We start from the raw sequence: 26,925 nt of genomic DNA, 5'->3' as shown, positions 1-26,925 counted from the left end.
GGCGGTCGATCACCGGCCACCGCTGCCGGGCCAGTTCGACCGTCGACGACCAGCGCTGACGGGGCCCGAACACCGACTGGGGGGCGGCCACGGCCCAGGCCCGGTCGAGGTCCCGCAGGAGGTCGTACACCCGCTCCCCCGGCACGTTCCGGTGGATCAGCGTCTTGGGCAGCCGCTCGGCCAGCGCCGACGGCTTCGGCAGGTGCCGCAGGTCGGCGGCGAAGGTGACGGTCAGCGGGCCGCTCCGGTCGAGCGCCACCCACACGTGGCGCCGTCCGATCTCGTCGCAGGTCCCCTCGACGAGGGTCCCGCCGGGTGCCAGCCCCTCCCGTAGCCGGTCCCACATCCGCCACGCGACGTCCTCGTCGTACTGGCGGAGCACGTTGGCGGCCCGCACGAGGTCCGGGGCCCGCTCCACCGGCAGTTCGAACCCGCCCAGCGCGAACGACAGCCCGGGGTAGCGCTCCTCTCGGCCCTTCAGGGACTCCCGCGCGACGTCCACCCGCTCCTGGGCGATCTCCAGCCCCACGACCCGGACGTCCGGGCGCACCGCCCTCAGCCGGTCGTACAGCTCCATGGTCGTGACCGGGGAGGCCCCGTATCCGAGGTCGACGACCAGCGGGCGCTCCGGCAGCCCCGGGGCCACGGTCGCCGCCATCCAGAGGTCCTGGCGGCGCAGCCGGTTGGCGTTGGTGGTCCCCCTGGTCTTCTCCCCTTCGGGCTTACGCGCGCGCACGCCGTCAAAGGTAGAGGCTCACATGAACACTTCGAGCATGGGGAACTTGCGTTCCTTCGGCTTGGTCTGCTGGAGGCCGCCGACGGAGACGACGCGGGACGTACCGGGGATCAAGTCGATGTCGCCGAGGCCGACGACGCCGTCGCGGCGGGGGCCGTTGAACGCCTTCCAGCGGCTCCCGGCCCAGTGGAGGTAGGGCGCCGCCTTCGCGTCCGACCTGCTGTAGGGCAGGACCCACACGCCTCCGGCGCCGTCCGGGGTGAGGGTCAGCGCGCCGCCGCCTTCGGGGAGACCCCGCTCACGGAACCGCTTGCCGTCCCAGCGCACCAGGTTGGTCTTCGTGGAGCCCCTGAGCGCCCACGCCTTCCCCGGCGCGTCCACGACGATCTTCGTGATCGCCCTGGTGCCGCCGACGGGCAGGCGCTTCCAGGACTTCCCGTTCCACCGCATCACCAGGGACTCGGACACGCCTTCTCTCACGCTGCGGCCGCCGGCCAGCCAAATGTCCTTCTTCGAGCCGACCGCGACGGCGGCCAGCGAGGCCCCGGACGGCAGCGGCACGTCCAGCCTCCGCCACTTGCCGTTCTTCCACTGGTGAACGGCGTTGACTCCGGTGAGCACGCTCTGGGCGACGGAGACGGCCGTCCCGTCGGGGGCGGCGGCGAGGTCCACGGGCACGCCCGGCCCGGGGAAGGCGACTTCACGCCAGCTCTTGCCGTTGTAGTACAGGGCGTGGGCACTGGTGAGCGTCACGCCGGTGAGCCACGCCTTCTTCGGTCCGGAAACGGCCAGGCCGGCCGGAGCGAAGTTCCAGCCGGCCTGGGCGCGTGTCCACTTCCTGCCGTTCCACTTCCACAGGGCGAGGGCGTTGTCCGCACCCTCCGCCCCCGCGACCCAGCCGTACTTCGTGCTGAGGAACTCGACCTGGTTGAGCGAGCCGACGAGTCTCGGCGCGGCCCCGGCGAGGACTCGCCACTTCGGCCCGGCCTTCTTCGGTTTCGCCTGGGCCGCCGCTCCGGCCGTCCCGGCGGCCAGCGCCACGGCCAGTGCCGCCGCTCCCGCGACTCGTCCTCGCATCGCTACTTCCCTACGTATGGCCGGGATTGCGCCAGCGCACCCGACAGGGCGAAGGTGAAGGCCCGCATGGAGTCGGCGAACTTCGCCAGGTCCCACTCGGCCGGGCCCTCGTACCAGTAGAGGTTGTCGCCTCCCTGGACCCCGGCGTCCTCGACGGTCTTGGCCCAGGGCTCGACGACGTCGAAAACCACCGCGTACGGAAGGTATCGGGAGAACAGGGCAATCCGCTGCCTGTCGGGGACCTCGACGGCCTCTCCTCGCCGCAAGTGGTCACGGAAGCCCAGAGTGTGGGCCAGCACGGTGGAGCCCTTGCCGGTCTTGGCCGGCATGTGCTTGCCGAAGAAGATCAGTGCCAGGCCGAAGGCGATCAGTGCCAGGCCGACCAGCGCGTAGTTGGTGAGGATCGCCAGCACGACGGTCCCCACCGTCGCCAGCGCGGCGACGGCGTAGCCCGCGACGGTCCAGCGGGACCGGACCGCGTCGGGGCGGCGGGCGAACCAGCCCTGCTTCACGACGTCCTCGTACAGCGCCGTGCGCACCTGGCCGAGCTTGACGGTGAAGGTCCCGCCGAGCTGGGACAGCTTGACCCGCTCCCCCATGAGGAACAGGCCGTCGTAGAGGATCTGCTCGTAGGGGTGGAGGTCGTTGACCGGGCGGTCCAGCCTGCGCAGCGCCCAGTCGCTCTTGCCCTCCTCCTCCTCGATCAGGAGGTAGCCGCGGACGGCCAGGTCGATGATGGACGCCGTCACGTCGATGACGTCCGCCTGCTCGTCGATGAGCGTGCCGATCTGCCCGGGGCGGACCCCGTCCGGCGGCTCGAACCCGGCCTGCCCGTCGCCGTCGGCGCTCAGCGGTACCTGGACGCCGGAATCCGCCCGCTTGTCGCGGCCGCGCAGGAAGTACAGAAGTCCGAAGCCGCCGAGCAGCAGCAGCAGGAGCGCGCCCAGCGCTCCGCCCGTCACGGCGTTGACGGTGAAGGAGGCCGCCAGCGTCTTGCGCTGGATGTAGGACGGCTGCCCGCTGGTGGTCTGCGGCGGCAGTCCCGCGACGACCGTCAGGTACTCGTCCGGGAGCATGTTCTCCTGGCCGTAGACGGCCTGCCGCCGCTGCTTCTTGGTGGTGAACTCGCTGCACCCGATGACGCTGCTGAGCGCTCCCGCGAAGCAGTTGACGTTGCGGATCATCACGTCGACGTCGAGGGTCACCGCGGCCTCGACGACCGGGACCCCCCATCCGCCGACGGCGGTCCAGCGCAGTTCCTGGCCCTGGGGAAGAGGCAGGATCGAGCCGACGACGTCGTAGTCGAGGGTGACGGTCTGCGGTCCGGACGCCTGCGGGCCCTTCACCTTCACCAGCGTGCTGCCGTCCTCCTCGACGGCCTCCGCGGTGTAGGGCTGCGCCACTTGGAGGTTCTCTACCTCGAAGGCCCGGTCCCGTTCGTCGTCGTGGTGGATTCGGGTGCTGAAGGCCCGTTCGAAGCCGTCGCCTCCGGATCCGAAGTCATAGGTGATGATCTCTTTCGCGTGCAATACCCCGTCGGTTCCGAGGGTAAGGATCACCTCGTCGCGGACCACGCGGTCATCGGCGGTCTCGGCCGCCGCTGCCACCGGTGCCGCCGGAGTGTCGGCGGCGTGAGCGGTCCCGGGGGCGGCGGCCAGGAACAGCAGGACCAGGGGGGCGGCTAGTAGCCGTAGAGGACCCAGCATGTGCACAAAGCGTAGTGGGTGCCACTCAGGGCCACTATGCGAACCTGGTCAACCTCCCGTGCTTGCAGCAGCATGCATTTTTGCTCACTTTCCGTAGTCGGATTGGAACCCTGGTGGAAGAAATTTCAATTTTCGTGACGAGAGCATCGCTTCCTGTGAGCGGACTCACCCGAAAGAAGACCCTTCTGCGCTTGCAATAGCAAGCAGCAGGACGCAGGGTGGAGACATGGCAGGTCCGAAGGTCGGCTCCATCGGGGAGTACATCCGGGAGCAGAGGCAGCGCGCGAAGATCTCGCTGCGCCAGCTGGCGGAGCAGGCGGGAGTGTCCAACCCCTACCTCAGCCAGATCGAGCGCGGGCTGCGCAAGCCGAGCGCGGAGATCCTGCAGCAGATCGCCAAGGGTCTGCGCATCTCCGCCGAGGTCCTCTACGTCAAGGCGGGCATCCTCGAGGACCGCGAGACCGACACGGACGTGCAGACCGCGATACGAGCCGACATCTCTCTTTCCGAACGGCAGAAACAAGTACTGCTGGACATCTATGAGTCCTTCCGGAAGGAGAACGCAGCCGACCTCGAGCCCGAGCACGAGGCCCTGCCCGACAGAGAGGATCAGGAAAGATGACGCTGGCCGAGAAGATCAGGGACAACAAGGCCATCTACACCGGTGCCGGGGCGGTCGATCTGGCCGTCGAGAAGCTCCGCGAGATGCCCGAGACCGTCACCAAGGTGCGCGCCGAACTCACCGAGAACTACGGCAAGTACCGCGGCACGGTGCTGGAGAACGTCGCCGACGTCCGCGGCGAGGTGAACGAGCGGGTCGGCAAGGCCCGCACCACGGTCACCGTGCGGCTCAGCGAGGTCAAGGCCAACGTGGCCAAGTACCAGGGCAAGACCGAGGAGGTCTCCCTCCAGGACTACGTGGCCACGGTGACCGCCAAGGTCAACGAGGTCCTCGACGAGCTCGCCGAGCGGGGGCGCACGGTCATCAACAAGACCGCCGACGAGATCACCTCCGAGGCCCAGCAGGCCAAGTCGGTGGAGGCGTCCAGCGGCTCCACCGCGCCCAGGAGCACCGCCGCCAAGCCGAAGACCACCGGGGCCGCCCGCAAGCCGGCCGCCAAGAAGACGACCGACTGAGCGCGGACACCGTGCCCTTCCTCACCCTCGCCCCCATCCGGAACCTCCGGATGGGGGCGATTGTTTGTAAGGTTGACCTCAATCGCGCGTCGGAAGGTGATCCTCTTGCTTGACAGCATTCACGTCGGGCTCTCGTATGTGTTCTGGGGCCTGGCGATCATCGCTTTCCTGATGGAGGCCTTCGCCCTGTTCGACGCGGTCCGCCGCCCCGCCCAGGCCTTCCCCGCGGCCGGCAAGCAGACCAAGAAGATGTGGACGATCATCCTGTCGGTCGCCACCTTCTTCGGGTTCGCCGTGGCGGTCGGCTTCCCCGGTCTGAGCGCGCTGGGCATCTTCTCGATCGCCGCGTTCATCGGCGCCGTGATCTACCTCGCCGACGTCCGCCCCGCCCTCAAGGCGACGGGCGGCGGCGACAACCGCCGGATGGGCCCCTACGGGCCCTGGTAGGCCTCAGCCCGCAGGGCGGTCCAGCCCCAGCCGGGTCAGGGCCGCCAGCATCTTGTCGGCGAAGTAGGCGTTGCCCGTCTCGTTCGGGTGCACCCCGTCGCGCCGGATGTAGAGATCGGCGTTCCCGGTTCCCCTTCTCACGTCGCCCATGATCCACTTCTCCTCCAGCGGATCGACGAACGGCACCTGGAGCTGTCCGGCGACCGTGCGCATGACGTCGCGGACGGCCAGGCCCTGCTTCGTCGGCGTCCCGCCCCACATCGGCCCGACCAGCACCACGGGCACCCCGGGCCAGCGCTCCTTGACCCCGTTGACCAGCTGCCAGACCGCGTCGTTCAGCCCGTTCATCGGGTTGCGGCGGGTGGCGTCGTTGTGGCCCCCCGCGATGATCATCATGTCCGGGGCGGGCCGCCAGGCGAACTGGTCGGCGAACAGCCGGGCGAAGTTCTTGCCGACCCGGCCGCGGGCCAGGAAGCCGGTGCCCGGATGGCCGCCGATGATCCCCTGCCAGCCGAGCTTGCGGGACAGGTCCCCGGCGTAGGTGCGCTCGGGCGGCATCCCGCCCGTCCCCGCGGTGTAGCTGTCGCCGAGGAACATCACGACGGGCGCGCGCCGTATCTGGGGCGTGGCCGACGTCGACGGCGCGCCCTGGGGCTCGACGGCGGGGGAGGCGGAGCATCCGGTGATCAGCGCGAGCGCCATCAGACCGTACGTGAGTTTCCGGCGCACGGACTCCCCTGCGTGTAGGACGGCATGAAGAACCGGAACCGCGGAACGGTCCCGGCGAGGGCACGGCACGGCCCGAGAAAGATCACCGGGCCCTTCCGAAGGTGGACGGCATTCTATCCAGGTGCCGCCCGGTTTCAGTGCGGGAGCGTCCAGAGCAGCAGAGGTCCCGTCGCCAGCAGCGCCGCCGCCGCCAGCGCGGCCGACTGCGCCCAGGCGGACCGGGGCGCCGGGTTGAGCAGCCGCTGCACCCGCGCCATCACCGGACCGCCCTCGGGCAGCGCCGACAGGGCGCAGGAGGGCGTGGCCGCCGACGGGGCGGTGGCGAAGCGCAGCAGCGCCTTGGCCAGCTCCTTGGGCGGACGGTTCTGCAGGGCCCTGTCGTCCGCGGTCATCTCGATGAGCAGCGCGACGGCGTCCAGGGACCGGGCGACCAGCCCGATGCGGGGCAGCGAGGTGAAGGGCAGCAGCACCAGGTCGTGGCGCTCCCTGGCGTGGGCGTGCTCGTGGGCGAGGACCGCGTCCAGCTCACCGGAGTCCAGCAGCTTCAGGGTGCCCGCGCTGATCACGATCTTGGAGCGCATGCCGGGGACGCAGTAGGCGGCGGCCTCCGGATGGTCGACCACCAGGGTGCCGCCCCGGCCGCCCCGGTGGGCGATCAGGTTGAGCAGCGCGCGGTGCCGGGCCCGGGCGCGGACCACCCGGAAACCGGACAGCAGCAGCATGCCGATGAGGGAGCCGGCCAGCGCCATCCCGGCCAGCAGCGCCGCCTCGTGGTGCAGGCCCAGCTCGGCGTCGTCCTCGGCCAGCGCGAACAGCCCGTGCAGCACCCCGACCCCGTAGGGGGCGAGCGCGAAGCCGAGCAGCGCGCCGATGGCGGCCAGGCCCCAGGCCAGCCCCAGCGCCTGCCAGAGCAGGATGCCGATCCGCGGTGTGCGCCAGGTCCATCGGGCGCGGGACAGCAGCTCCGCGGCCGGAAGTGTGGCGAGGGCGGTGATCGCGAGGATCACCCAGCTCGTCACCCGAGGTCCTCCAGGACGCGGCGGAGCGCCGCGGCCTCGTCTCCGGTGACCGAACGGGCGAAGTGGGCGAGGGCGGCGTCACGGTCGCCGCTGAGCGCGAGAGCGCCCAGCATGAGCTCGGCGACGTACCCCTCACGGGTCTCCGCGGGGCGGTAGGACCAGGCGCGGCCGTCCCGCTCCCGGACGAGGAAGTTCTTCTTGGCCAGGCGGTCCAGGACCGTCATCACCGTGGTGTGGGCGAGGTCCCGGTCGGCCAAGGCCCGGCTCACGTCGCGTGCCGTGGCCGGCTCCTCCCGGGCCCACAGCACTTCCATCACCGCGCGTTCGAGCTCTCCCAGACCTTTCACGCCTTCGAGTCTACCCTGTGATCAAGGACACACAGTAGTACTACCCCCGGTAGTGCCAGCGCCCGCAGACACCGCCACAACACCCCCTAAACAGACAGGGACTCTTATTTAGAGATAAACCACAAGATTCTTAGCATTCACGGACAGGTATTGGACTACCCGTTTGATACGGCCGCGCATAGCCGCCGGTCAGTAAGTGGCTGTTTACTTGCCTCGCCCCAGGTCGGGGCGAGTGCAGAGGAGGCTCCGCGTGCGCGGACAGATCGCGACGGCCGCCGCGGTGACGATGCTCGGTTCCGTCCTGTACGCAGGACCCGCCCACGCGGCCGGGACCGGATACACCTCGTCCTACGAGACCATCCCCGGCCACGGGGGCACCCCTCTCAAGGCCCTGGTCTACGAGCCGAAGGGCCGCGGGCCCTTCCCTCTGATCGTCATGCCGGCCAGCTGGTCCCTCTTCCACGCCGAGTACGCCGGAGCCGCAGCCGGGTTCGCCTCCTCCGGCTACGCCGTGGTCGCCTACACCAGCCGCGGATTCTGGGACTCCGAAGGCCGCATCGAGGTCGCGGGCAGACCCGACGTCGGCGACGTCAGCAAGGTCATCGACTGGGCCGTGAAGAACGCCAGGGCCGACCAGAAGCGGATCGGTGCGGCCGGAATCTCCTACGGGGCGGGCATCCCCCTCATCGCCGCCGCCTTCGACAAGCGCATCCGAGCGGTCTCCGCCATGAGCGGCTGGGCGAACCTGCCCGACTCCCTGTACCTCAACCAGACCGTCAGCGAGCAGGCCGCGGCGATGCTGCTGTCCGTCGGGCACGTCACGGGCAGGCCCGGCGAGGACCTCCTGAAAGTCCAGGACGGCTACCTCAAGGACCGGTTCGGCACGGCCCTGCCGCTGGCCGCCGTCCGGGGCGCGGACGCCTACGTCAAGCGGATCAACGCCAACAAGCCCGCCCTGCTGCTCTCCGGCGGCTGGCAGGACGGCATCTTCCCGCCCGCGCAGAACGTCGACTTCTTCAACCGGCTGCGGGTGCCCAAGCGCCTGATGTACCAGGCGGGCGACCACGGCACCCCCGACGGCCTCGGCGCCGTCGGCCTGCCCAACGACTCCTGGAGCGCCACCAGAAGCTGGTTCGACCACTACCTCAAAGGCAAGAAGAACGGCGTCGCGAAGCAGGGCGACGTCTCCCTCAAGGCCAACAACGGCGGCTCCTGGAAGCACTTCAAGAACTGGAACGCCCAGGCCCGGAGCACCCTGCGCTACGCCTTGGCCCCCGGCGAGAAGCTGGCCCGCCGCTCCGGCGCCTGGAAGAAGACCATCGCCACCGGCAACGGCACCGTCGCCGACAGCGGCGTCGTCGAGGTGAGCGGAGCCGCCGCCCAGGCGGACATCCACTGGACGATCCGCCCCTCACAAGTCGCGCGCAAGGACGGCTTGGTCTTCCGCGGGCCGAAGACGGGCCGCGCGAACGTGATCAGCGGATTCCCCGAGCTCCGCACGACCGTCACCCCCTCGGCGCGGAACACCTCGCTGTTCGTCTACCTCTACGACGAGGCCCCGAACGGCAAGGCGGAACTCATCACCCACATCCCCTACACGCTGCGCGGTGCCACCCCCGGCAAGGCCAGGACGCTCGGCCTGCGGCTCCAGCCCATCCGTTGGAAGCTCGCCAAGGGCCACCGCGTCACCCTCGTCATCGACACCATGGACATCCGCTACCGCAGCGCCGGCAAGCGCGGCGGCAAGCTCACCTTCAGCTCGACCCCGTCGAATCCCGCCCGCCTCACCCTCCCCGTCGGCACGCCGCCCCCTGCCTCCCGCCTGCCCTGAGTCACCGAATGTGACCGGAAGAAATCGAAGCTGTTCACCTACTTCGCCCCAGGCAGGGGCGAGTGAAGAGGAGGCTCCGCGTGCGCGGACAGATCGCGACGGCCGCCGCGGTGACGATGCTCGGTTCCGTCCTGTACGCAGGACCCGCCCACGCGGCCGGGACCGGATACACCTCGTCCTACGAGACCATCCCCGGCCACCGGGGCACCCCTCTCAAGGCCCTGGTCTACAAGCCGAAGGGCCGCGGACCCTTCCCCCTGATCGTCATGCCGGCCAGCTGGTCCCTCTTCCACGCCGAATACGCCGGGGCAGCCGCCGAACTGGCGAGCAGCGGATACGAGGTCATCGCCTACACCACCCGCGGCTTCTGGGACTCCCAGGGCGCCATCGAAGCGGCCGGCCGACCGGACATCGGCGACATGAGCCGGATCATCGACTGGGCCGTGGCCCACGCCGACGCCGACGAGAGCCGCGTCGGCGCCGCCGGGATCTCCTACGGCGGCGGTATCCCCCTGCTCGCTTCCGCCTTCGACAAGCGCATCCGCGCCGTCTCCGCCATGAGCAGCTGGGCCAGCCTCGCCGAATCGCTGTATCTCAACCAGACCCTCAACGAGCAGGGCACCGCGCTGCTGCTGGGCGTCAGCCATGTCACCGGACGGCCGGGAAACGAGCTGCTGGAGGTGCAGGACGGCTACCTCAAGGACGAGTTCGGCCATGCCCTCGAACTCATCTCCACCCGGGGCGCGGCCGCCTACGTCGACCGGATCAACGCCAACCGGCCGGCGATCCTCCTTTCCGGCGGCTGGCAGGACGGCATCGTCCCACCCGGCCAGAACATCGACTTCTTCAACCGGCTGACCGTGCCCAAGCGGCTGATGTACCAGGCCGGCGACCACGCCACCACCGACATCCTCGGCGCGGTCGGCCTGCCCAACGACGCCTGGACCGAGACCACACGCTGGTTCGACCACCACCTGCGCGGCGTGAAGAACGGCGTCGACAAGGCCGGCGCCGTCTCCCTCAAGGCCGGCAACGGCGGCTCCTGGCGGAACTTCACCGGCTGGAGCGCCCAAGCCCAAGGCACCCGGCGCTACTACCCGCGCCCTGGCGAGAAACTCGGCGTCCGCTTCAAAGCATGGAAGAAGACCATCCGCACCGGCAGCGGCACCGTCGCCGACAGCGGCGTCGCCATGGCCACCGGGGTGGCCGCCCAGGCGGGCACCCACTGGAAGATCCGGCCGTCCCGGGTGAAGCGTGCGGACGGCCTGGTCCTCCGTACTCCGCGCTTCGGGAGCACCACCGTGATCAGTGGTTTCCCGAGGTTCCGCACGACGGTCACCCCGTCGGGGAAGAACACCAGCCTGTTCGTCTACCTCTACGACGAGGGACCCGGCGGCGAGGCCAGACTCGTCACCCACGTCCCCTACACCCTGCGCGACGTCACCCCGGGAAAGGCCAGGACCCTCGACCTGCGCCTGCAACCGATCCGCTGGAAACTCGCCAAGGGCCACCGGCTGACCCTCGTCATCGACACCATGGACGTGCGCTACCGCAGCACCTCCACCCGGCGAAACAAGATCACCTTCAGCTCGTCCACGACCGACCCGAGCCGCCTCACCTTCCCGGTGGGCTGATCCTCGGGCCGTGCGAGACTGAGGCCATGCGTGCGGTGGTCCAGCGGGTCAGTGAGGCGGCGGTCAGGGTCGACGGCCGGATCGTCGGGCAGATCACCGAACCCGGGCTGATGGTCCTGGTCGGCGTCACCCATGACGACGACCGGGCCAAGGCCGCCAAACTCGCCGCCAAGCTGTGGGGGCTGCGCGTCCTGCACGGCGAGAAGTCCTGCTCCGACGTGAACGCCCCGCTCCTGGTGATCAGCCAGTTCACCCTCTACGGCGACACCGCCAAGGGACGCCGCCCCTCCTGGCTGGCCGCCGCCAAAGGCGACGTCGCCGAACCGCTGGTGGACGCCGTCGTGGAGTCCCTGCGCGGGCTCGGCGCGAGTGTCGCCACCGGCCTGTTCGGCGCGGACATGGCCGTCTCCCTGGTCAACGACGGACCGATCACCCTCGTCCTCGAGGTCTGAGGGTCTACAGCAGTCCCACGAGCATCCCCACCAGCGAGACGACCGTGCCCAGGGCCGCCAGGTAGAGGATGTAGCGGTCGTTGCGGTCCAGGCGGTGCCGGATCCGCGGAGCCACCAGGACCACGCCGGTGTCCCGGTTCGGCTCGGAGATCTTGGGGTTGTAGCGGGGGTTGCGGCGGCCGATCAGGTTCCACAGGCCGTCGTTCTTGATGTCCTGGTGCCGGTGGTCGTGCGCGAAGATCCGCCCGCGCACCGGCTCGACGCACTCGAACCCCTGCCGGGTCTTCACCCGGCAGCGGGTCCGCACCAGGCAGAACTCGTAGAAACTCCACAGCAGCAGCGCCAGCAGCAGCAGCCGCCAGTTCCACTGGATCAGGCCGAACGCCGCCAGGACGGCGAACAGCAGCCACCACGCGATCTGCTCGGCGTCCCGGTTGACCCGGGGCCGAGGCGATTTGCGCGGCGGCGCCGATGTCTTACGGGGGCTGGACACCATGATCGTGTACCGCCTTCGATCGGAAGCGCACCTCGATCTTTGTTTATCCCACTTCGGGAGACGCCAATCACAGTCGGCGGCCCCGCAGCGCCGGATCGATCGTGACATTGGCGCCAGTGTCCGGCGAGACCACGACCTCCTGGCCCGCCGCCACCCCATCCGCTGAGAGGACGGCCTCAAGAGGCACGTTTCGTTTCACCAGAGCCAGCCCGATCGGCCCCAGCTCGTAGTGCCTGGCAGAGGAGCCGACGAACCCCACCCTGCGCCCCTCCAGCTCCAGGTCGGAGCCGCGCGCGGGCAGCCTGTCGGCGCTCCCGTCCAGGTGGAGGAAGACCAGGCGGCGCGGCGGACGGCCCAGGTTGTGCACCCTGGCCACAGTTTCCTGACCCCGGTAGCAGCCCTTGTTCAGATGCACGGCCAGATCGATGAACCCGATCTCGTGCGGGATCGTCCTGTGGTCGGTGTCGAGGCCGAACCTGGCCTTGTGCGAAGCGATCCGCAGCGCCTCGTACGCCCAGATCCCGGCCTGCGAACGCCCCTCGGGGACCGTCCCTCGCGGCACGATGAGGCTCGTCGTCCCCGCGACGTCGGGCAGCGCCAGGGCTCCCTCCAGCCCCGTGCCGGTGATCACCTCGTAGTCGGCGGAGACGTCGGCGACCTCGACCCGCAGCAGGAACTTCATCCGGTCCAGGAATGCGGCGAGCTCCGCGGCGGTGCCGGGCTCCACGTGCGCCCACACCGCCTCTCCGTCGTCCACCAGGGACAGGTGGTGCTCGATGTGGCCGTTGGGGCTGAGAAGCAGCGCCTCGGTGGCCTCCCCCGGGCGCAGGCCCGCCAGATGCTGGCTGAGGAGGCTGTGCAGCCACGACAGCCGGTCCGGGCCCGCGACGCGGACGACGCCCCGGTTGGACCTGGCGACCACGGCCGAGCCGGCGACCAGCGCCTTCTGCTCGGCGTACGGGTCGCCGAAGTGGGCGGCCAGCGCCTCGTCGGGCGCCTCTGCGTAGAACGTCATTTCCGGCACTCCCCGCACCGTCCGAAGACCGTCAGATGGTGGACATCGGTCTCGAAGCCGTACCCCGACTCCAGGGCCTGCACCAGGCCGTCCGCGACGGCCGGGGAGACGTCCTCGACCCTGCCGCAGCTCCGGCAGCGCAGGTGCACGTGATCGGCCTCGGTGGACAGATGGTAGTTGGGCGGACCGTGCCCGATATGGGCGTGCTTGACCAGGCCGAGCTCCTCCAGGAGCTCGAGGGTCCGGTAGATCGTGGAGATGTTCACGCCCTTGGCCGTCCGCTGCACCTCGGCGCAGATCTCCTCGGGCGTCCCGTGCTCCAGCGCGGCGACCGCCTCCAGGACGAGCTGGCGCTGCGGCGTCACCCGGTAGCCGCGGGAACGCAGCTCTTCCTGCCAGCCGGTCTCTGCCATACCCCGATCCTATGCCGGGAGATAAACCGTTTGCCCTGTCCCGACCCCATCGCATAACTTTCAAAGCACGCAGGAAAGGAGGTGGTCCACAACATGATTCATGCGAGGACTTGCGAGGTGGCTGCTCGCTAGGAGCGCCCGCTCGGGACATGCAGTCTCCTGGCGAATCTCCAGCAGACACCCGATCCCCGGACCGCCGTCCAGTCCTGACGGCTCCCACTCAGGGAATGGTCCGGGGATCGCCTTTTCTCCGGGCACTCCGCTACTGCGGCACCTTCTTGAGCTGAGCCGACATGTGCACCTGCATCGACTGCCCCTGGGCCGCCATCTCGTACACCCAGCCCAGGTCCCGCTCTTCCGTGCCGTCCTGCGCCGGGAACAGCCCGTACAGCCGCTTGCCTCCGGTGACCTCCTTGGCGGTCCGCGTGCGCGCCACCACGTCCGTCACCAGCTCCACCTTGTGGAAGGCCACCTCACCGGTGTAGATCTCCTGGATCCCCGTGGGGTGCGACAGCAGGACCTCCACCTCCCGGCCGCCGCCCGGCACCCGCCAGAACCCCGTCTCCATCGCCAGCGCCCGGCCCTGCTTGAAGTCCTCGTCCAGCAGCCACGTCCGGCTGCTGTAGATCAGAAACGGCTTGCCGATGTGGGTGAACGAGACCTGCTGCGTGAACCGGAACTGCTCGATCGTCGGGTAGTCCCCGATCCCGTCCCCCTCCCAGGTCCCCACCAGCCATTCCAGCGCCTTGAGGTCAGGGTGCAGCTCATGCTCGAACACAATCTCCATGGCTCCAGGGTAGTGCTACCGCAATCGGCCCAGGGCCCTGATCAGCACCAGGCACCCCAGCACCGCCAGTGCCAGGAACCCCACCACCACGACCACGTTCACCAGCTCCATGCCCCGAGCGTAGCGGTGAACGGCGAACGCCCCGGGCGCCAGAGGCGACCGGGGCGTTTGCCGTCAGACGGGGACTAGCGGCCGTACTGGCCGAAGTCGTACTCCTCCAGGGGAACGGCCTCGCCGGAGCCCGTGCCGAAGGTGTACTCGCCCGCGTCGTCGTAGGAACCGACGCTGTACACCGCGGCCTTGGCCTCCTCGGTGGGCTCGACCCGGACGTTGCGGTACTGGGGCATGCCAGTGCCGGCCGGGATGAGCTTGCCGATGATGACGTTCTCCTTGAGGCCCAGCAGGGAGTCGCTCTTGGAGTGCATGGCGGCCTCGGTGAGGACGCGGGTCGTCTCCTGGAAGGAGGCGGCCGACAGCCAGGACTCGGTGGCGAGCGACGCCTTGGTGATGCCCATCAGGACCGGACGGCCGGCGGCGGGGGTACCGCCCTCGGCCACCACGCCGCGGTTGGTGCGCTCGAAGATCGGGCGCTCCACCAGGTCGCCCGGAAGCAGGTGGGTGTCACCCGCCTCCAGCACGTTCACGCGCTTGAGCATCTGCCGGACGATGATCTCGATGTGCTTGTCGTGGATCGACACGCCCTGCGACCGGTAGACCTCCTGGACCTCGTGGACCAGGTGGAGCTGCACGGCGCGCGGGCCGAGGATGCGCAGCACCTCGTGCGGGTTGACCGCGCCCTTGATGAGCTGCTGGCCGACCTCGACGTGGGCGCCCTCGTGGATGCCCTCCTCGAAGCGCGAACGCATCGACACCGGGTAGGCGATCTCGTCCGAACCGTCGTCCGGAACGATCACGATCTTCCGGGTGCGGTCCGTCTCGTCGATCTTGACCCGGCCCGCGACCTCGGTGATCGGGGCGACACCCTTGGGGATGCGCGCCTCGAACAGCTCCTGGACACGCGGCAGACCGTGCGTGATGTCGCCACCGGCCACACCACCGGTGTGGAAGGTGCGCATCGTCAGCTGGGTGCCGGGCTCGCCGATGGACTGCGCGGCGATGATGCCGACGGCCTCGCCGACGTCCACCCGCTTGCCCGTGGCCAGGGAGCGGCCGTAGCACGCGGCGCAGACGCCGATCTTGGCCTCGCAGACCAGGGCGCTGCGGGTGCGGACCTCCTCCACGCCGACCTCGATCAGACGGGTGATCACCGCGTCGGACAGGTCGGTGTCGGCGGGGTAGACGACCGTGCCGTCGACCACGACGTCCACCGCGATGGTCCGGCCGATCAGGCTGGACTCCGAGGTGCCCAGCTTGATCAGCGAGCCGTCCGCGGCCCGGTCGTTCTCCGCGATCCGGAACGGGATGGTGCGGTCGGTGCCGCAGTCCACCTCGCGGACGATGACGTCCTGCGCGACGTCCACCAGACGACGGGTCAGGTAACCCGAGTCGGCGGTCCGCAGCGCGGTGTCGGCCAGACCCTTACGGGCGCCGTGCGTGGAGATGAAGTACTCCAGGACGGTCAGACCCTCGCGGAAGGACGACTTGATCGGACGCGGGATGGTCTCGCCCTTGGGGTTGGACACCAGACCACGCATACCGGAGATCTGCCGGACCTGCATGGGGTTACCGCGGGCACCCGAGTTGACCATCATCCAGATGGGGTTGTCCGGGTTGCTCTCGAACTCCCGCATCATGTCGTCCGCGACCTCCTTGGTCGCGTGCGTCCAGATCTCGATGAGCTCCTGGCGGCGCTCGTCGTCGGTGATCAGACCGCGCTCGTACTCGCGCTGCACCTTGTCGGCGCGCCGCTCGTAACCACTGAGGATGTCCGCCTTGTTCGGCGGCGCGATGACGTCGTCGATCGAGATCGTGACGCCGGAGCGGGTCGCCCAGTGGAAGCCCGCGCTCTTCAGCGCGTCCAGGGCGGTCGCGACCTCGACCTTGGGGTAGGTCTCGGCGAGCTCGTTCACGATCACCGACAGCTGCTTCTTGCCCACTTCGATGTTGACGAAGGGGTAGTCCGCGGGCAGCGTCTCGTTGAACAGGGCCCGGCCCAGGGTGGTCTCCAGCCGGAACGGCTGCCCGGCCTCGTAGCCCTCGGGCGCGACCCAGCCGCGCGGCGGGACGGTGTCCTTGAACCGGATCTGGACCTTCGCCTGGAGCGAGAGCTCGTCCCGGTCGTAGGCCATGATCGCCTCGGACACGCCGGAGAAGGTCCGGCCCTCGCCGGCCGCGTTCGCACGCTCGCCGGTCAGCCAGTACAGGCCGATCACCATGTCCTGGGTGGGCATGGTGACGGGCTTGCCGTCGGAGGGCTTGAGGATGTTGTTCGTGGACAGCATCAGGATCCGCGCCTCGGCCTGGGCCTCGGCAGACAGCGGCAGGTGCACCGCCATCTGGTCGCCGTCGAAGTCCGCGTTGAACGCGGTGCACACGAGCGGGTGGATCTGGATGGCCTTGCCCTCGACCAGCTGCGGCTCGAACGCCTGGATGCCCAGGCGGTGCAGGGTGGGCGCGCGGTTGAGCAGCACCGGGTGCTCGGTGATGACCTCTTCCAGCACGTCCCACACGACCGGGCGGGCCCGCTCGACCATGCGCTTGGCGCTCTTGATGTTCTGCGCGTGGTTCAGGTCGACCAGGCGCTTCATCACGAACGGCTTGAACAGCTCCAGCGCCATCTGCTTGGGCAGACCGCACTGGTGCAGCTTCAGCTGCGGGCCGACGACGATGACGGAGCGGCCGGAGTAGTCGACGCGCTTGCCCAGCAGGTTCTGGCGGAACCGGCCCTGCTTGCCCTTCAGCATGTCGCTGAGGGACTTCAGGGGCCGGTTGCCCGGACCGGTGACGGGGCGGCCGCGGCGGCCGTTGTCGAACAGCGCGTCGACGGCCTCCTGCAGCATCCGCTTCTCGTTGTTCACGATGATCTCGGGCGCGCCGAGGTCCAGCAGACGCTTGAGCCGGTTGTTCCGGTTGATCACGCGGCGGTACAGGTCGTTGAGGTCGGAGGTCGCGAAGCGGCCGCCGTCCAGCTGCACCATCGGACGCAGGTCCGGCGGGATCACCGGGATGCAGTCCAGCACCATGCCCAGCGGGCTGTTGGTGGTGTTGAGGAACGCGGAGACGACCTTCAGCCGCTTGAGGGCGCGGGCCTTCTTCTGGCCCTTGCCCGAGCGGATGATCTCGCGCAGCTTCTCGGCCTCGGCGTCGAGGTCGAAGTTCTGCAGGCGGGCTTGGATGGCCGCCGCGCCCATGCCGCCGGAGAAGTACTTGCCGAAGCGGTCCCGCATCTCGCGGTAGAGCATCTCGTCGCCCTCGAGGTCCTGGACCTTGAGGTTCTTGAACCGGGTCCACACCTCGTCGAGGCGGTCGATCTCGCGCTGCGCGCGGTCGCGCAGCTGCTTCATCTCCCGCTCGGCGCCCTCGCGGACCTTGCGGCGCTGGTCGGCCTTGGCGCCGGCCGCCTCCAGCTCCGCCAGGTCGGCCTCCAGCTTCTGCTGGCGGGCCTCCACGTCGCTGTCGCGCCGCTGCTCCAGCTGCTGGCGCTCGACCGAGATGCGCGCCTCCAGCGTCGGCAGGTCACGGTCGCGGGCGTCGGTGTCGACGCTCGTGATCATGTAGGCCGCGAAGTAGATGATCTTCTCGAGGTCCTTCGGGGCCAGGTCCAGCAGGTAGCCCAGCCGCGAGGGAACGCCCTTGAAGTACCAGATGTGGGTGACCGGGGCGGCGAGCTCGATGTGGCCCATCCGCTCGCGGCGCACCTTGGCCCGGGTCACCTCGACGCCGCAGCGCTCGCAGATGATGCCCTTGAACCGGACGCGCTTGTACTTACCGCAGTAGCACTCCCAGTCCCGGGTAGGACCGAAGATCTTCTCGCAGAAGAGCCCGTCCTTTTCCGGCTTGAGGGTCCGGTAGTTGATGGTCTCAGGCTTCTTCACCTCGCCGTGCGACCACTGACGGATGTCGTCGGCGGTCGCGAGGCCGATGCGAAGTTCGTCGAAGAAGTTGACGTCTAGCACTGGCTCCCCTCTCAGACTTCCTCGACGCTGGACGGCTCACGCCGAGACAGGTCGATGCCCAGCTCTTCCGCGGCCCGGAACACGTCCTCGTCGGTGTCCCTGAGCTCGATGTTCATGCCATCACTGGACAGAACCTCAACGTTCAGGCACAGCGACTGCATTTCCTTGATGAGGACCTTGAAGGACTCGGGAATGCCCGGTTCCGGAATGTTCTCGCCCTTGACGATCGCCTCGTAGACCTTCACGCGGCCCAGGACGTCGTCGGACTTGATCGTCAGCAGCTCCTGGAGGGCGTAGGCGGCACCGTACGCTTCCAGCGCCCACACCTCCATCTCACCGAAGCGCTGGCCGCCGAACTGCGCCTTGCCGCCCAGCGGCTGCTGGGTGATCATCGAGTACGGGCCGGTCGAACGCGCGTGGATCTTGTCGTCCACGAGGTGGAGCAGCTTGAGAATGTAGATGTAGCCGACCGAGATCGGGTCCTTGAACGGCTCGCCGGAGCGGCCGTCGAACAGCCGGGCCTTACCGCCGCCGCTGACCATGCGGTCACCGTCGCGGTTGGGGATCGTGCTGCTCAGCAGACCCTGGACGTCCTCCTGGTGCGCGCCGTCGAAGACCGGCGTCGCCGTGTTGGTCCACGGCTCCGCCTCCTCCAGGCCGATGGCCTTGAGGTTGCGCTTCCAGTCCTCGTCGTCGCCGTCGATCTTCCAGCCACGGGAGGCGACCCAGCCCAAGTGCGTCTCCAGGACCTGGCCGACGTTCATACGACCCGGAACACCCAGCGGGTTCAGGACGATGTCGACCGGGGTGCCGTCCTCGAGGAACGGCATGTCCTCGACGGGGAGGACCTTGGAGATGACGCCCTTGTTGCCGTGGCGGCCGGCGAGCTTGTCACCATCGGTGATCTTGCGCTTCTGGGCCACGTAGACGCGGACCAGCTCGTTCACGCCGGGCGGGAGCTCGTCGCCCTCGTCGCGGGAGAACACGCGGACGCCGATGACCTTGCCGGACTCGCCGTGCGGGACCTTCAGCGAGGTGTCGCGGACCTCGCGGGCCTTCTCGCCGAAGATCGCGCGCAGCAGCCGCTCCTCGGGGGTCAGCTCGGTCTCGCCCTTGGGCGTGACCTTGCCGACCAGGATGTCGCCGGTGACGACGTCCGCGCCGATGCGGATGATGCCGCGCTCGTCGAGGTCGGCCAGCACCTCCTCGGAGACGTTCGGGATGTCCCGGGTGATCTCCTCGGGGCCCAGCTTGGTGTCGCGGGCGTCGACCTCGTGCTCCTCGATGTGGATCGAGGACAGGACGTCGTCCTGCACGAGGCGCTGCGACAGGATGATCGCGTCCTCGTAGTTGTGGCCCTCCCACGGCATGAACGCCACGAGGAGGTTCTTGCCCAGCGCCATCTCGCCCTGGTCGGTGCAGGGGCCGTCGGCCAGCACCTGGCCCGACTCGACCCGCTGGCCCTCGTCCACGATGGGCTTCTGGTTGAAGCAGGTGCCCTGGTTGGAGCGCTTGAACTTGGCGACGCGGTAGGTCTGGCGGGTGCCGTCGTCGTTCATGACGGTGATGTAGTCCGCGGAGACCTCTTCGACCACGCCGGCCTTCTCGGCGGTGATCACGTCACCGGCGTCGACGGCGGCGCGGTACTCCATGCCGGTGCCGACCAGCGGCGCCTCGCTGCGCAGCAGCGGGACGGACTGGCGCTGCATGTTGGAGCCCATGAGCGCGCGGTTGGCGTCGTCGTGCTCCAGGAACGGGATCATCGCGGTGGCGACCGAGGTCATCTGACGCGCGGAGACGTCCATGTAGTCGACCTCGGACGCGCGGGACAGTTCGGTCTCGCCGCCCTTGGTGCGGACCAGGACGCGCGCCTCGGCGAAGGTGCCGTCGGGGTTGAGCAGCGAGTTGGCCTGCGCCTTGACGAACCTGTCCTCCTCGTCGGCGGTCAGGTAGTCGATCTGGTCGGTGACCTTGCCGTCGATGACCTTGCGGTACGGCGTCTCGATGAATCCGAACGGGTTCACCCGGCCGAACGCCGCGAGCGAGCCGATGAGGCCGATGTTCGGGCCTTCCGGCGTCTCGATCGGGCACATGCGGCCGTAGTGCGACGGGTGGACGTCACGGACCTCCATGCCGGCGCGCTCACGCGACAGACCGCCGGGACCCAGCGCGTTCAGGCGCCGCTTGTGGGTCAGGCCCGCGAGCGGGTTGGTCTGGTCCATGAACTGCGACAGCTGCGAGGTGCCGAAGAACTCCTTGATCGACGCCACGACCGGGCGGATGTTGATCAGGGTCTGCGGGGTGATCGCCTCGACGTCCTGGGTGGTCATCCGCTCGCGGACGACGCGCTCCATGCGGGCCAGGCCCAGGCGGACCTGGTTCTGGATGAGCTCGCCGACCGGGCGGATGCGCCGGTTGCCGAAGTGGTCGATGTCGTCGACCTCGACCGGCAGGGTCCGGCCGTTCGCCGCCGTGCACTCCTCCTCGCCCGCGTGCAGGCGGACCAGGTACTCGATGGTGGCGACGATGTCGTCCTCGGTCAGGGTGCCCTGGTTCATCCCCAGGTCCAGGCCGAGCTTCTTGTTCACCTTGTAGCGGCCGACCTTCGCCAGGTCGTAGCGCTTCGGGTTGAAGTACAGGTTGTTCAGCAGCGTCTGCGCCGACTCCTTGGTCGGGGGCTCGCCCGGCCGGAGCTTGCGGTAGATGTCGAGAAGGGCCTCGTCCTGCCCGGAGGTGTGGTCCTTCTCGAGGGTGATGTTCATGGACTCGTAGGAGCCGAAGCGCTCGCGGATGCGGGCTTCGTCCCAGCCGAGCGCCTTCAGCAGGACCGTGACGCCCTGCTTGCGCTTGCGGTCGATGCGAACGCCGACGTTGTCGCGCTTGTCGATCTCGAACTCGAGCCATGCGCCCCGGGACGGGATGACCTTGCAGCCATAGATGTCCTTGTCGGACGTCTTGTCCAGCTGGCGGTCGAAATAGACACCGGGGGAGCGCACGAGCTGCGACACGACGACGCGCTCGGTCCCGTTGATGATGAAGGTGCCCCTTGGCGTCATGAGCGGGAAATCGCCCATGAACACCGTCTGGCTCTTGATCTCACCGGTGGTGTTGTTGATGAACTCCGCCGTGACGAACATGGGGGCGGAGTAGGTCATGTCCTTGTCCTTGCACTCGTCAACCGAGTACTTGGGCGGCTCGAACCGGTGATCCCGGAACGAGAGGGACATGGTCCCGGAGAAGTCCTCAATGGGACTGATCTCTTCGAAGATCTCTTCGAGACCCGACTGGGTGGGAACGTCCCTACGACCCGCATCCTGAGCCGCCTTGACCCGGGACTTCCACCGCTCGTTGCCGAGCAGAGTGTCGAAAGACTCTGTCTGGAGAGCGAGGAGATCGGGTACTTCAAGCGGTTCGTTGATGCGCGCGAAGGAGACGCGGTTCGGACCGGTCAGGGTCTTCGAGGCGTTGCGCGAGGCTGCCAAGAGTGGTCCTTCCGAGGGCTCGCGGCGGACTGTCGACGTGCACGCCAATGCATCCCCGAAAAACCCGTGAGACCTGGTTTCCAACTGGCTCTGGAACTACTGGAGACCGGCTCTTCAAACCAAGATCACGGCATGGTTGCACGGAGGATAGCTAAAGGGCAGCGCAAAGGGGCAGTGTAGCCCAGAGCTACACCGCTTGCAAGCTTACGTTCGCTATGCACATCACAGTTGCCTCGCAGCATCGCCCCTCCGGGCGGCCAAGTCAAGGCCGCACAGGGACTTTTCGGGCCCTGAGCAGCAGTGACAAGGCTCATAGTTTCGAGACGAGCATCACATGGAATAACCATAAATCCGCCCGAAAATCAGATAGGGCCACCCCTCCTCTCGGAAGGGCGGCCCAAGGACCACTAAAAAGATCTTGACCGGGGTCGGTGCGGCCTCAGCCCAGGATGTCCAGCTTGGACACCAGCCATTCCCCGTCTTTCTGCACCATAGTCAGACGAAGCCGGTGCTGCTCGATGTGCGCGTCGGCGTCTTTCTTGGTGGTCTGCTGGTTGAGAAAGACCAGAACCTTGACCTGACCCTTGTTCACGGACTCCACGCCGGCCTTGCTCGTCAGGCCGACGGTGACGGCCTGCTGGGCCGGAGCGTCCGCCAGCAGCTTGGCGGCGCTCTTCTCGTACGCCTCGCGGAAGTCCCCGGTCGACTCGCCCAGCACCTGCTTGGTGTCGCTCTCGATCGTCCGGTAGTCCCAGGACGAGATGTGCTGGGCGGTGGCCGCGGCCGTGCGCACCGCCTTGTCGACCTCGTCCTTGGAGAGCCTCTCCCCCGAGCCGCCGCGCAGCACGAAGGTGCCGACGGCCAGGGCGACGACCACGACCGCCATGACGATCACGGACCACAGCGGGGCGCCGGTGCGGACCTTCGGGGGCTTGAGGGACTTCTTCCGCCCTCCCTGCCCGCTCTTCTTCGCCAGGCCGACCTTCCGGGGCTTCCGGTCCTTCTTCGCCCCGGGCGCCTCGTCGATCTCCGTCTCGGAGTCCTCAGCGTCCTCGGCGTCCTCGAGGGCTGCGGAGTCTTCCGAGTCTTCGGAAGCCTCGTCGGCGCCGTCGGACTTCTCGGACTCCGCCGGGGCCTCCTCGTCGCCGATCAGCGAGAGCTGGCCGTCGATCTCCTCGACCGTCTCAGCGGTCTCAGCCGGCCTGTCCTCACCGGTCTCCGGGAGGTCCTTCTTCTCGGCCTTGTCGAGCTTCACTGGATCACTCCGAATTTCGAGGCCAGCCATTTCCCGTCGACCTTGCTCATCTCGATCAGGAAACGCATGTTGCGGGGAGCGCCGTTGGGCACGGCCGGGCTGGTGACGACCGCCGAGACGGCCACGATCACCTCGGCGGAGTCCTCGTCGTAGTCGGTGACTCCGGAGCCGAGGACCTGCGCCTGCGAGGTCGCCTGGTTCTTGGTGATCTCGTCGATGAACGTCTTGGTCTGCGCCGCGTACTGGTCCTTGAACGTCCCGGTGCTCCCGCTGAGGACGCGCTGGGTGTCCTTCTCGATCGTCCGGTGGTCCATGGACATCAGGTTCAGCCCGACCTGGCGGGCCGCCTGGAGGATCTCGTCCCGGGTGTCGGCCTCGTTCGCCGAGGCGATCGCCTTGGAGACCGGCGGGTAGACCCCGGCGCCGAGCAGCCCGAGGGCGACCACGGTGAGCACCGCCACCGTGATCGTCCGCCAGAGGCCGCCCTTCACGACAGCGGGCCCAGAAGCAGCCACTTCCACGAATCATCCCCCAACAGGTTCTCGGCTCCTCCGGAGGAACCGACGGTGTAGGTCACGCCGTTCGGTCCGACGTACTTGCCGGATGTCGGATCGTAACCGGTGACGAAGACCGATTTGGTCGAGTTCGTCTGGTAAACCAGGCGGCTCTCCGACTCGGTGCCGTCGTCCTCGGCCGAACGGGTGCTGGCCGCGGGCGGCTCGCCGGCACCGTCCAGCGCGCCCGGAGGCAGCTTGATGTAGGGCCGCGGCTCGGGGGCGTTGCGTGCCCCTCGGACCGCGGTCTGGGACTTCTTCGGCGCGGTGCAGCCGACGTCGGTGCGGGCCGGGGTCTCCTTGGTGTTCTGCGGCCAGCGGGGCTTGGTCTTCTCGTAGCCCTCGGTGCAGGGCGCCGGGGTGTCGATGTTCAGCGCCAGGCCCATGTGCTGGTAGCCGTCACCGGGCAGCACGGTCTGGGAGCCCGCCACCGTGAACGGGAGCGAGATCAGCAGTGAGCGGATCCCGTCCTGGTTCGCGGTGAGCATCTGGGTGGTGCTGGTCAGGTTGGCCAGCAGCACCGGCAGGTCGTCCGAGACGTTGTCGATCAGGTCGTCGACCTCCTCCGCCGCGGGGCCCGCGGCGTCGATGGTCTCTCTGATGTTGCCGTCGTTCTCCCGGATGGTGTCGGTGAGATCGGCCAGCTCCCGGGCGAAGGTCCTGATCGACGTCCCCTTGTCCCGCTGGGTGTTCAGCACGATCTTGCTGTTGTCCAGGAGGTCGGCGGTCGTCTCGAAGTTCTCGTCCATGTCCTGGATGAGCTTGCCGCCCTCGTCGATGATCGTCTGGAGGTCGGAGCCCGTTCCGTTGAACGCCTTGTCCAGTTCGTCGACGATCGTCCGCAGGTTCTCGGGGTCGACCGACGCGACCGTCTTGTCGACGTTGAGCAGCAGGTCCGAGGTCTTGACCGGGATCCGGGTGTTGCCGGCGGGGATCGTGTAGGGGGATCCCTCGTCGAGGAAGGGGCCCTGGTCCGAACGCGGCTGCAGGTCGATGTACTGCTCGCCGACCGCGGACCGGTTGGCCACCACCGCGAGGGTGTCCCGGGGGATCTTCGCGCCCTTGTCCAGCTCCATCTCGATCCGCACGCCGTTCTGGACGAGCCTGATCGGGCCGACCCGTCCCACCGTCACGCCGCGGTAGGTCACCTCGGAGTTGGTGAAGGCGCCTCCGGAGTCCGGCAGCTCGACGTAGGCCGTGTAGGTCCGGTCGAGCAGGCTGCCGCCCACCCCGAGATACCGGACGGCCGTGTAGCTGACGCCCAGCACCGTGATGAGCGCGAACACCACCAGCTGGATCTTGGTACCACGAGTGAGGATCATGAAAGGCCTCCCAGCACCACGGAGTCGACGTCCGGGTCGGTGCTCTCCATCCCGATGGTGGGCAGCGGGGAGCTGCCCTGCCCCGACTCGTCCCCGGCGCCCAGGACGCCGGGCGGGGTCTGGGTGATGCTGACGTCGGGAGGCGACAGCAGGTCCCGCAGCGCCTCTCCCTGCTTCTTCGCCGACTTCTTCAGCGCCGGGTCGAGGTCGGTGCCCGTCAGCAGGTTGTGCGCGAGCTCCTCGATGTCCAGAGAGACCGTCATGTTCATGTTCGCGAAGTCGCCCTTCACCGTGTTGGAGAAGTCGTTCGTGAACGGGTAGGTGAACAGGGCGCCGAGGTTCTCCGGCAACCTGTCACCGGCCTTGTTGAGGTTCTTCAGGATCGGCTGGAGGTTCTTCAGGTTCGTCAGCAGGTCCTTCTTGGAGCGCTGGACGACGTTGGTGGTCACGTCGCCGAACTTCGCCAGGCTGACCAGCATCTTGGTCAGGTCCTGCCGGTTCTCCTCCAGGATCGCCAGGGCCGGCTCGCTCTGCTCGATCGTGTCGGCGATCGTGCCCTTCTCCGCCTCCAGCTTGACCATCAGCCGGTCGATCTTGTCGAGCGCTTCGGTGATGGTGTGCCGCTGCCGGTCCAGGGTGCCCACGAAGACGTCGATCCGCCGCAGGACCGACTTGATCGACTCCTCGCGGCCGGACATCGCCGCGTTGAGCTCCTTGGTGATGGTGGAGATCTGCTCGATGCCGCCTCCGTTGAGGAGCAGCGACATCGCCGACAGCACCTCCTCGACCTCGGTGTTGCGGTTGGTCTGGCCGATCGGGATCACGTCGCCGTCGCCGAGCTCGCCGCTCGGCCCCTCCATCGGGGGCGCGAGGGAGACGTACTTCTCGCCCAGGAGGCTGGTCTGGGCGATGGTCGCCAGCGCGTTGTCCGGGAGCCGGGCCTCTTTGTTGATCTTGATGGTGACCTCGGCCTGCCAGCCGTCCAGTTCGATCTTCTCGACCCGGCCGACGGACACGTCGTTGACCTTCACCGTCGACTGGGGGACCAGGTCCAGCACGTTGGCGAAGTGGATCTTCACCTCGTGGGGGTCGTCCCCCAGGTCGGGCCCGCCCGGCAGCGGGATGGAGGAGACTCCCTGGAAACCGCACCCGGTGAGGAGCAGGCTTCCGGCGAGCGCGAGTGCCAGCCGCTTCATGAGGTACCTCCCAGCAGGAGGCCGCCGAGGGTCTTGTCGGCAGGACCGGAGTTGTTCGAGGTGGTCGTCTTCTTGTCGGACTTCTTCGCGTTCTTCTTGGGCTTGTTCGGGCCGTAGGCGTCCGGGGGCAGCGGCTCGGGGTTGTAGGTGGTGGTCAGAGCCGTGATCCACGAGATGTCCAGGTGCAGGTTCAGGCCCAGACCGCCGGAGATCGGCTTCAGCGTCTCCAGGCACTCGGCCGCCGGGGTGCCCAGCGAGTAGGCCAGCGAGCAGATCCAGTCGGCCGGGTTCTTGAACTGCAGGAAGTTGGTGCGGGTGTGGATCGTGCCGGAGATCGGATCGTAGGCGCGGGTCATGTTGCTGATGGCCACCGGGGCGGTGCCGGCGAAATCCTCCAGCTCGTCCTGGCGCTTGACCAGGATCGCGGTGACCTCGGCCAGGTCGCTGACGTTCTTGGACAGCGACTTGCGGTTGTCCTTGACGAAGGAGGTGACGTTGCGCAGCGTCGGGCCGAGGATCTGGAGCACCTGGTTGAGCTCCTCCTTCTCCCCGTTCAGCTGCGCGGACACCTGACCCAGGTGGTCGGTGAACTGCCGCACCGTGGCGTCGTTGTCGGCCAGGGCCTGGGTGATGCCCTCGAGGTTCTCGATCGAGGCGGTGATGTTGTCGCTGTTGTCGCCCAGCGTCGACAGCACCTCGGCGCCGTCCTCGATGGCCCCGCGGAGCTCCTCGCCGTTGCCGTCGAGGTTGCGGGCGGCGACCTCCAGCATCTTGGAGAGCGAGCCGTCGGCGTTGGCGCCCTCGGGGCCGAGCGCCTTGCTCAGCTCGTTGAGGCTGTTGGCGACCTCGTCGACCTCGACGGGGACCGCGGTGCGGGCGACGTCCAGCGTCGCCTTGTCCTGCAGGACGGCGCCGTTGGTGAACACCGGGGTGAGCTGGACGAACCGGTCGGACACCAGCGACTGCGAGACGATGACGGCCTGGGCGTCCGCGGGGATCTTGTACTTGGCCTCGTAGTGCAGTTCGACGCGCACGGCCTGGCCCGCCGGGGTGATCTTGTCGACCTCCCCCACCGGGATGCCCAGGATGGTGACGTCCGCGCCCTCGTAGAGGCCGACTGTGTTGGTGAAGTAAGCGGTGAGCCGCTTGACGGGGGCGCTCGGCCAGAACACCACCACGGCGGCGACGGCCAGTGCCACCACCACGAGCGGCAC

General features: G+C 68.4%; 23 protein-coding genes. 6 read left to right on the top strand and 17 right to left on the bottom strand.

The features are described 5' to 3' along the window. The 3 genes from ABD327_RS05350 to ABD327_RS05340 all read right to left on the bottom strand — a co-directional run. Positions 1 to 736 (bottom strand): class I SAM-dependent methyltransferase (locus ABD327_RS05350; RefSeq protein ID WP_344449008.1); only part of this gene is annotated, 736 nt, incomplete at its 3' end. Between the two features lie 18 nt (positions 737 to 754). After that, positions 755 to 1,813 (bottom strand): hypothetical protein, encoded by a 1,059-nt coding sequence (locus ABD327_RS05345; RefSeq protein WP_344449007.1) that lies wholly within the window; start codon positions 1,811 to 1,813, stop codon positions 755 to 757. A 2-nt stretch (positions 1,814 to 1,815) separates the two neighbouring features. Next, positions 1,816 to 3,519, bottom strand: a complete 1,704-nt coding sequence (locus ABD327_RS05340) for a DUF2207 domain-containing protein (RefSeq protein ID WP_344449006.1) — start codon at positions 3,517 to 3,519, stop codon at positions 1,816 to 1,818. A gap of 226 nt (positions 3,520 to 3,745) precedes the next feature. On the opposite strand from ABD327_RS05340, the gene ABD327_RS05335 reads away from it, so the two are divergent. The 3 genes from ABD327_RS05335 (at position 3,746) to ABD327_RS05325 (ending at position 5,103) form a co-directional block, all read left to right on the top strand. After that, positions 3,746 to 4,141, top strand: coding sequence for a helix-turn-helix domain-containing protein (locus tag ABD327_RS05335; protein WP_344449005.1), 396 nt, complete (start codon positions 3,746 to 3,748; stop codon positions 4,139 to 4,141). Continuing rightward, the gene (locus tag ABD327_RS05330) at positions 4,138 to 4,656 is read left to right on the top strand and encodes a hypothetical protein (protein WP_344449004.1); all 519 of its coding nucleotides are present in this window, start codon (positions 4,138 to 4,140) and stop codon (positions 4,654 to 4,656) included. The genes ABD327_RS05335 and ABD327_RS05330 overlap by 4 nt, the downstream gene beginning before the upstream one ends. 105 nt (positions 4,657 to 4,761) lie before the next feature. Further along, positions 4,762 to 5,103 (top strand): DUF2516 family protein, encoded by a 342-nt coding sequence (locus ABD327_RS05325; RefSeq protein WP_344449003.1) that lies wholly within the window; start codon positions 4,762 to 4,764, stop codon positions 5,101 to 5,103. 3 nt (positions 5,104 to 5,106) lie between these two features. Here the strand turns inward: ABD327_RS05325 and ABD327_RS05320 are convergent, their stop codons facing one another. The 3 genes from ABD327_RS05320 to ABD327_RS05310 all read right to left on the bottom strand — a co-directional run bounded on the left by ABD327_RS05320 (position 5,107) and on the right by ABD327_RS05310 (position 7,198). Then, entirely contained in the window at positions 5,107 to 5,832 is a 726-nt protein-coding gene (locus tag ABD327_RS05320; protein ID WP_344449002.1) for an SGNH/GDSL hydrolase family protein, read from the bottom strand. 134 nt (positions 5,833 to 5,966) lie between these two features. After that, the gene (locus tag ABD327_RS05315; RefSeq protein WP_344449001.1) at positions 5,967 to 6,851 is read right to left on the bottom strand and encodes a M56 family metallopeptidase; all 885 of its coding nucleotides are present in this window, start codon (positions 6,849 to 6,851) and stop codon (positions 5,967 to 5,969) included. After that, a complete protein-coding gene (locus ABD327_RS05310) occupies positions 6,848 to 7,198 on the bottom strand; it encodes a BlaI/MecI/CopY family transcriptional regulator (protein WP_344449000.1) in 351 nt (116 codons plus the stop codon). The genes ABD327_RS05315 and ABD327_RS05310 overlap by 4 nt, the downstream gene beginning before the upstream one ends. A 250-nt stretch (positions 7,199 to 7,448) precedes the next feature. Here ABD327_RS05310 and ABD327_RS05305 point away from each other — a divergent pair, with 250 nt between their 5' ends. From ABD327_RS05305 to dtd, 3 genes are all read left to right on the top strand, one after another. Then, complete coding sequence (locus ABD327_RS05305; RefSeq protein WP_344448999.1) at positions 7,449 to 9,029, top strand: CocE/NonD family hydrolase; 1,581 nt, start codon at positions 7,449 to 7,451, stop codon at positions 9,027 to 9,029. Positions 9,030 to 9,109: 80 nt separating this feature from the next. After that, on the top strand, positions 9,110 to 10,663 hold the full coding sequence (locus tag ABD327_RS05300; protein WP_344448998.1) for a CocE/NonD family hydrolase: 1,554 nt from the start codon (positions 9,110 to 9,112) through the stop codon (positions 10,661 to 10,663). A gap of 26 nt (positions 10,664 to 10,689) precedes the next feature. Beyond that, on the top strand, positions 10,690 to 11,115 hold the full coding sequence (gene dtd, locus ABD327_RS05295; protein ID WP_344448997.1) for a D-aminoacyl-tRNA deacylase: 426 nt from the start codon (positions 10,690 to 10,692) through the stop codon (positions 11,113 to 11,115). Positions 11,116 to 11,119: 4 nt separating this feature from the next. Here the strand turns inward: dtd and ABD327_RS05290 are convergent, their stop codons facing one another. The 11 genes from ABD327_RS05290 to ABD327_RS05240 all read right to left on the bottom strand — a co-directional run bounded on the left by ABD327_RS05290 (position 11,120) and on the right by ABD327_RS05240 (position 26,925). Then, positions 11,120 to 11,611 (bottom strand): hypothetical protein, encoded by a 492-nt coding sequence (locus tag ABD327_RS05290; protein ID WP_344448996.1) that lies wholly within the window; start codon positions 11,609 to 11,611, stop codon positions 11,120 to 11,122. Positions 11,612 to 11,678: 67 nt separating this feature from the next. After that, positions 11,679 to 12,626: a CAF17-like 4Fe-4S cluster assembly/insertion protein YgfZ gene (gene ygfZ / locus ABD327_RS05285; RefSeq protein WP_344448995.1), complete on the bottom strand. Its 948-nt coding sequence runs from the start codon at positions 12,624 to 12,626 to the stop codon at positions 11,679 to 11,681. Then, positions 12,623 to 13,039: a Fur family transcriptional regulator gene (locus tag ABD327_RS05280; protein ID WP_344448994.1), complete on the bottom strand. Its 417-nt coding sequence runs from the start codon at positions 13,037 to 13,039 to the stop codon at positions 12,623 to 12,625. The genes ygfZ and ABD327_RS05280 overlap by 4 nt, the downstream gene beginning before the upstream one ends. Positions 13,040 to 13,301: 262 nt before the next feature. Continuing rightward, positions 13,302 to 13,826 carry a heme-binding beta-barrel domain-containing protein gene (locus ABD327_RS05275; RefSeq protein WP_344448993.1) on the bottom strand — a complete coding sequence of 175 codons (525 nt, stop codon included), beginning with the start codon at positions 13,824 to 13,826 and terminating at the stop codon, positions 13,302 to 13,304. Positions 13,827 to 14,011: 185 nt separating this feature from the next. Further along, positions 14,012 to 17,902 (bottom strand): DNA-directed RNA polymerase subunit beta', encoded by a 3,891-nt coding sequence (locus ABD327_RS05270; RefSeq protein WP_344448992.1) that lies wholly within the window; start codon positions 17,900 to 17,902, stop codon positions 14,012 to 14,014. An 11-nt stretch (positions 17,903 to 17,913) separates the two neighbouring features. Beyond that, complete coding sequence (gene rpoB, locus ABD327_RS05265; RefSeq protein WP_344448991.1) at positions 17,914 to 21,384, bottom strand: DNA-directed RNA polymerase subunit beta; 3,471 nt, start codon at positions 21,382 to 21,384, stop codon at positions 17,914 to 17,916. 439 nt (positions 21,385 to 21,823) lie between these two features. After that, positions 21,824 to 22,639, bottom strand: a complete 816-nt coding sequence (locus ABD327_RS05260) for a hypothetical protein (RefSeq protein ID WP_344448990.1) — start codon at positions 22,637 to 22,639, stop codon at positions 21,824 to 21,826. Beyond that, positions 22,636 to 23,154 (bottom strand): hypothetical protein, encoded by a 519-nt coding sequence (locus ABD327_RS05255; protein ID WP_344448989.1) that lies wholly within the window; start codon positions 23,152 to 23,154, stop codon positions 22,636 to 22,638. Before ABD327_RS05255 ends, ABD327_RS05260 begins: the two co-directional genes overlap by 4 nt. Further along, positions 23,127 to 24,515 carry an MCE family protein gene (locus tag ABD327_RS05250; protein WP_344448988.1) on the bottom strand — a complete coding sequence of 463 codons (1,389 nt, stop codon included), beginning with the start codon at positions 24,513 to 24,515 and terminating at the stop codon, positions 23,127 to 23,129. Before ABD327_RS05250 ends, ABD327_RS05255 begins: the two co-directional genes overlap by 28 nt. After that, a complete protein-coding gene (locus ABD327_RS05245) occupies positions 24,512 to 25,711 on the bottom strand; it encodes an MCE family protein (RefSeq protein WP_344448987.1) in 1,200 nt (399 codons plus the stop codon). The genes ABD327_RS05250 and ABD327_RS05245 overlap by 4 nt, the downstream gene beginning before the upstream one ends. Beyond that, the gene (locus ABD327_RS05240; RefSeq protein WP_344449086.1) at positions 25,708 to 26,925 is read right to left on the bottom strand and encodes an MCE family protein; all 1,218 of its coding nucleotides are present in this window, start codon (positions 26,923 to 26,925) and stop codon (positions 25,708 to 25,710) included. The genes ABD327_RS05245 and ABD327_RS05240 overlap by 4 nt, the downstream gene beginning before the upstream one ends.

Source organism: Actinocorallia aurantiaca, from assembly GCF_039533685.1.
GTDB lineage: Bacteria > Actinomycetota > Actinomycetes > Streptosporangiales > Streptosporangiaceae > Actinocorallia > Actinocorallia aurantiaca.
Note: the sequence above shows the minus strand (reverse complement) of the source record. Positions and strands in the feature narration are given on the sequence as shown.

Coding starts and splice junctions, on each gene's coding strand:
- ABD327_RS05345 (WP_344449007.1), bottom strand. CDS start 1,813: ATGCGAGGACGAGTCGCGGGAGCGGCGGCACTGGCCGTGGCGCTGGCC.
- ABD327_RS05340 (WP_344449006.1), bottom strand. CDS start 3,519: ATGCTGGGTCCTCTACGGCTACTAGCCGCCCCCCTGGTCCTGCTGTTC.
- ABD327_RS05335 (WP_344449005.1), top strand. CDS start 3,746: ATGGCAGGTCCGAAGGTCGGCTCCATCGGGGAGTACATCCGGGAGCAG.
- ABD327_RS05330 (WP_344449004.1), top strand. CDS start 4,138: ATGACGCTGGCCGAGAAGATCAGGGACAACAAGGCCATCTACACCGGT.
- dtd (WP_344448997.1), top strand. CDS start 10,690: ATGCGTGCGGTGGTCCAGCGGGTCAGTGAGGCGGCGGTCAGGGTCGAC.
- ABD327_RS05290 (WP_344448996.1), bottom strand. CDS start 11,611: ATGGTGTCCAGCCCCCGTAAGACATCGGCGCCGCCGCGCAAATCGCCT.
- ygfZ (WP_344448995.1), bottom strand. CDS start 12,626: ATGACGTTCTACGCAGAGGCGCCCGACGAGGCGCTGGCCGCCCACTTC.
- ABD327_RS05280 (WP_344448994.1), bottom strand. CDS start 13,039: ATGGCAGAGACCGGCTGGCAGGAAGAGCTGCGTTCCCGCGGCTACCGG.
- ABD327_RS05275 (WP_344448993.1), bottom strand. CDS start 13,826: ATGGAGATTGTGTTCGAGCATGAGCTGCACCCTGACCTCAAGGCGCTG.
- ABD327_RS05250 (WP_344448988.1), bottom strand. CDS start 24,515: ATGATCCTCACTCGTGGTACCAAGATCCAGCTGGTGGTGTTCGCGCTC.
- ABD327_RS05245 (WP_344448987.1), bottom strand. CDS start 25,711: ATGAAGCGGCTGGCACTCGCGCTCGCCGGAAGCCTGCTCCTCACCGGG.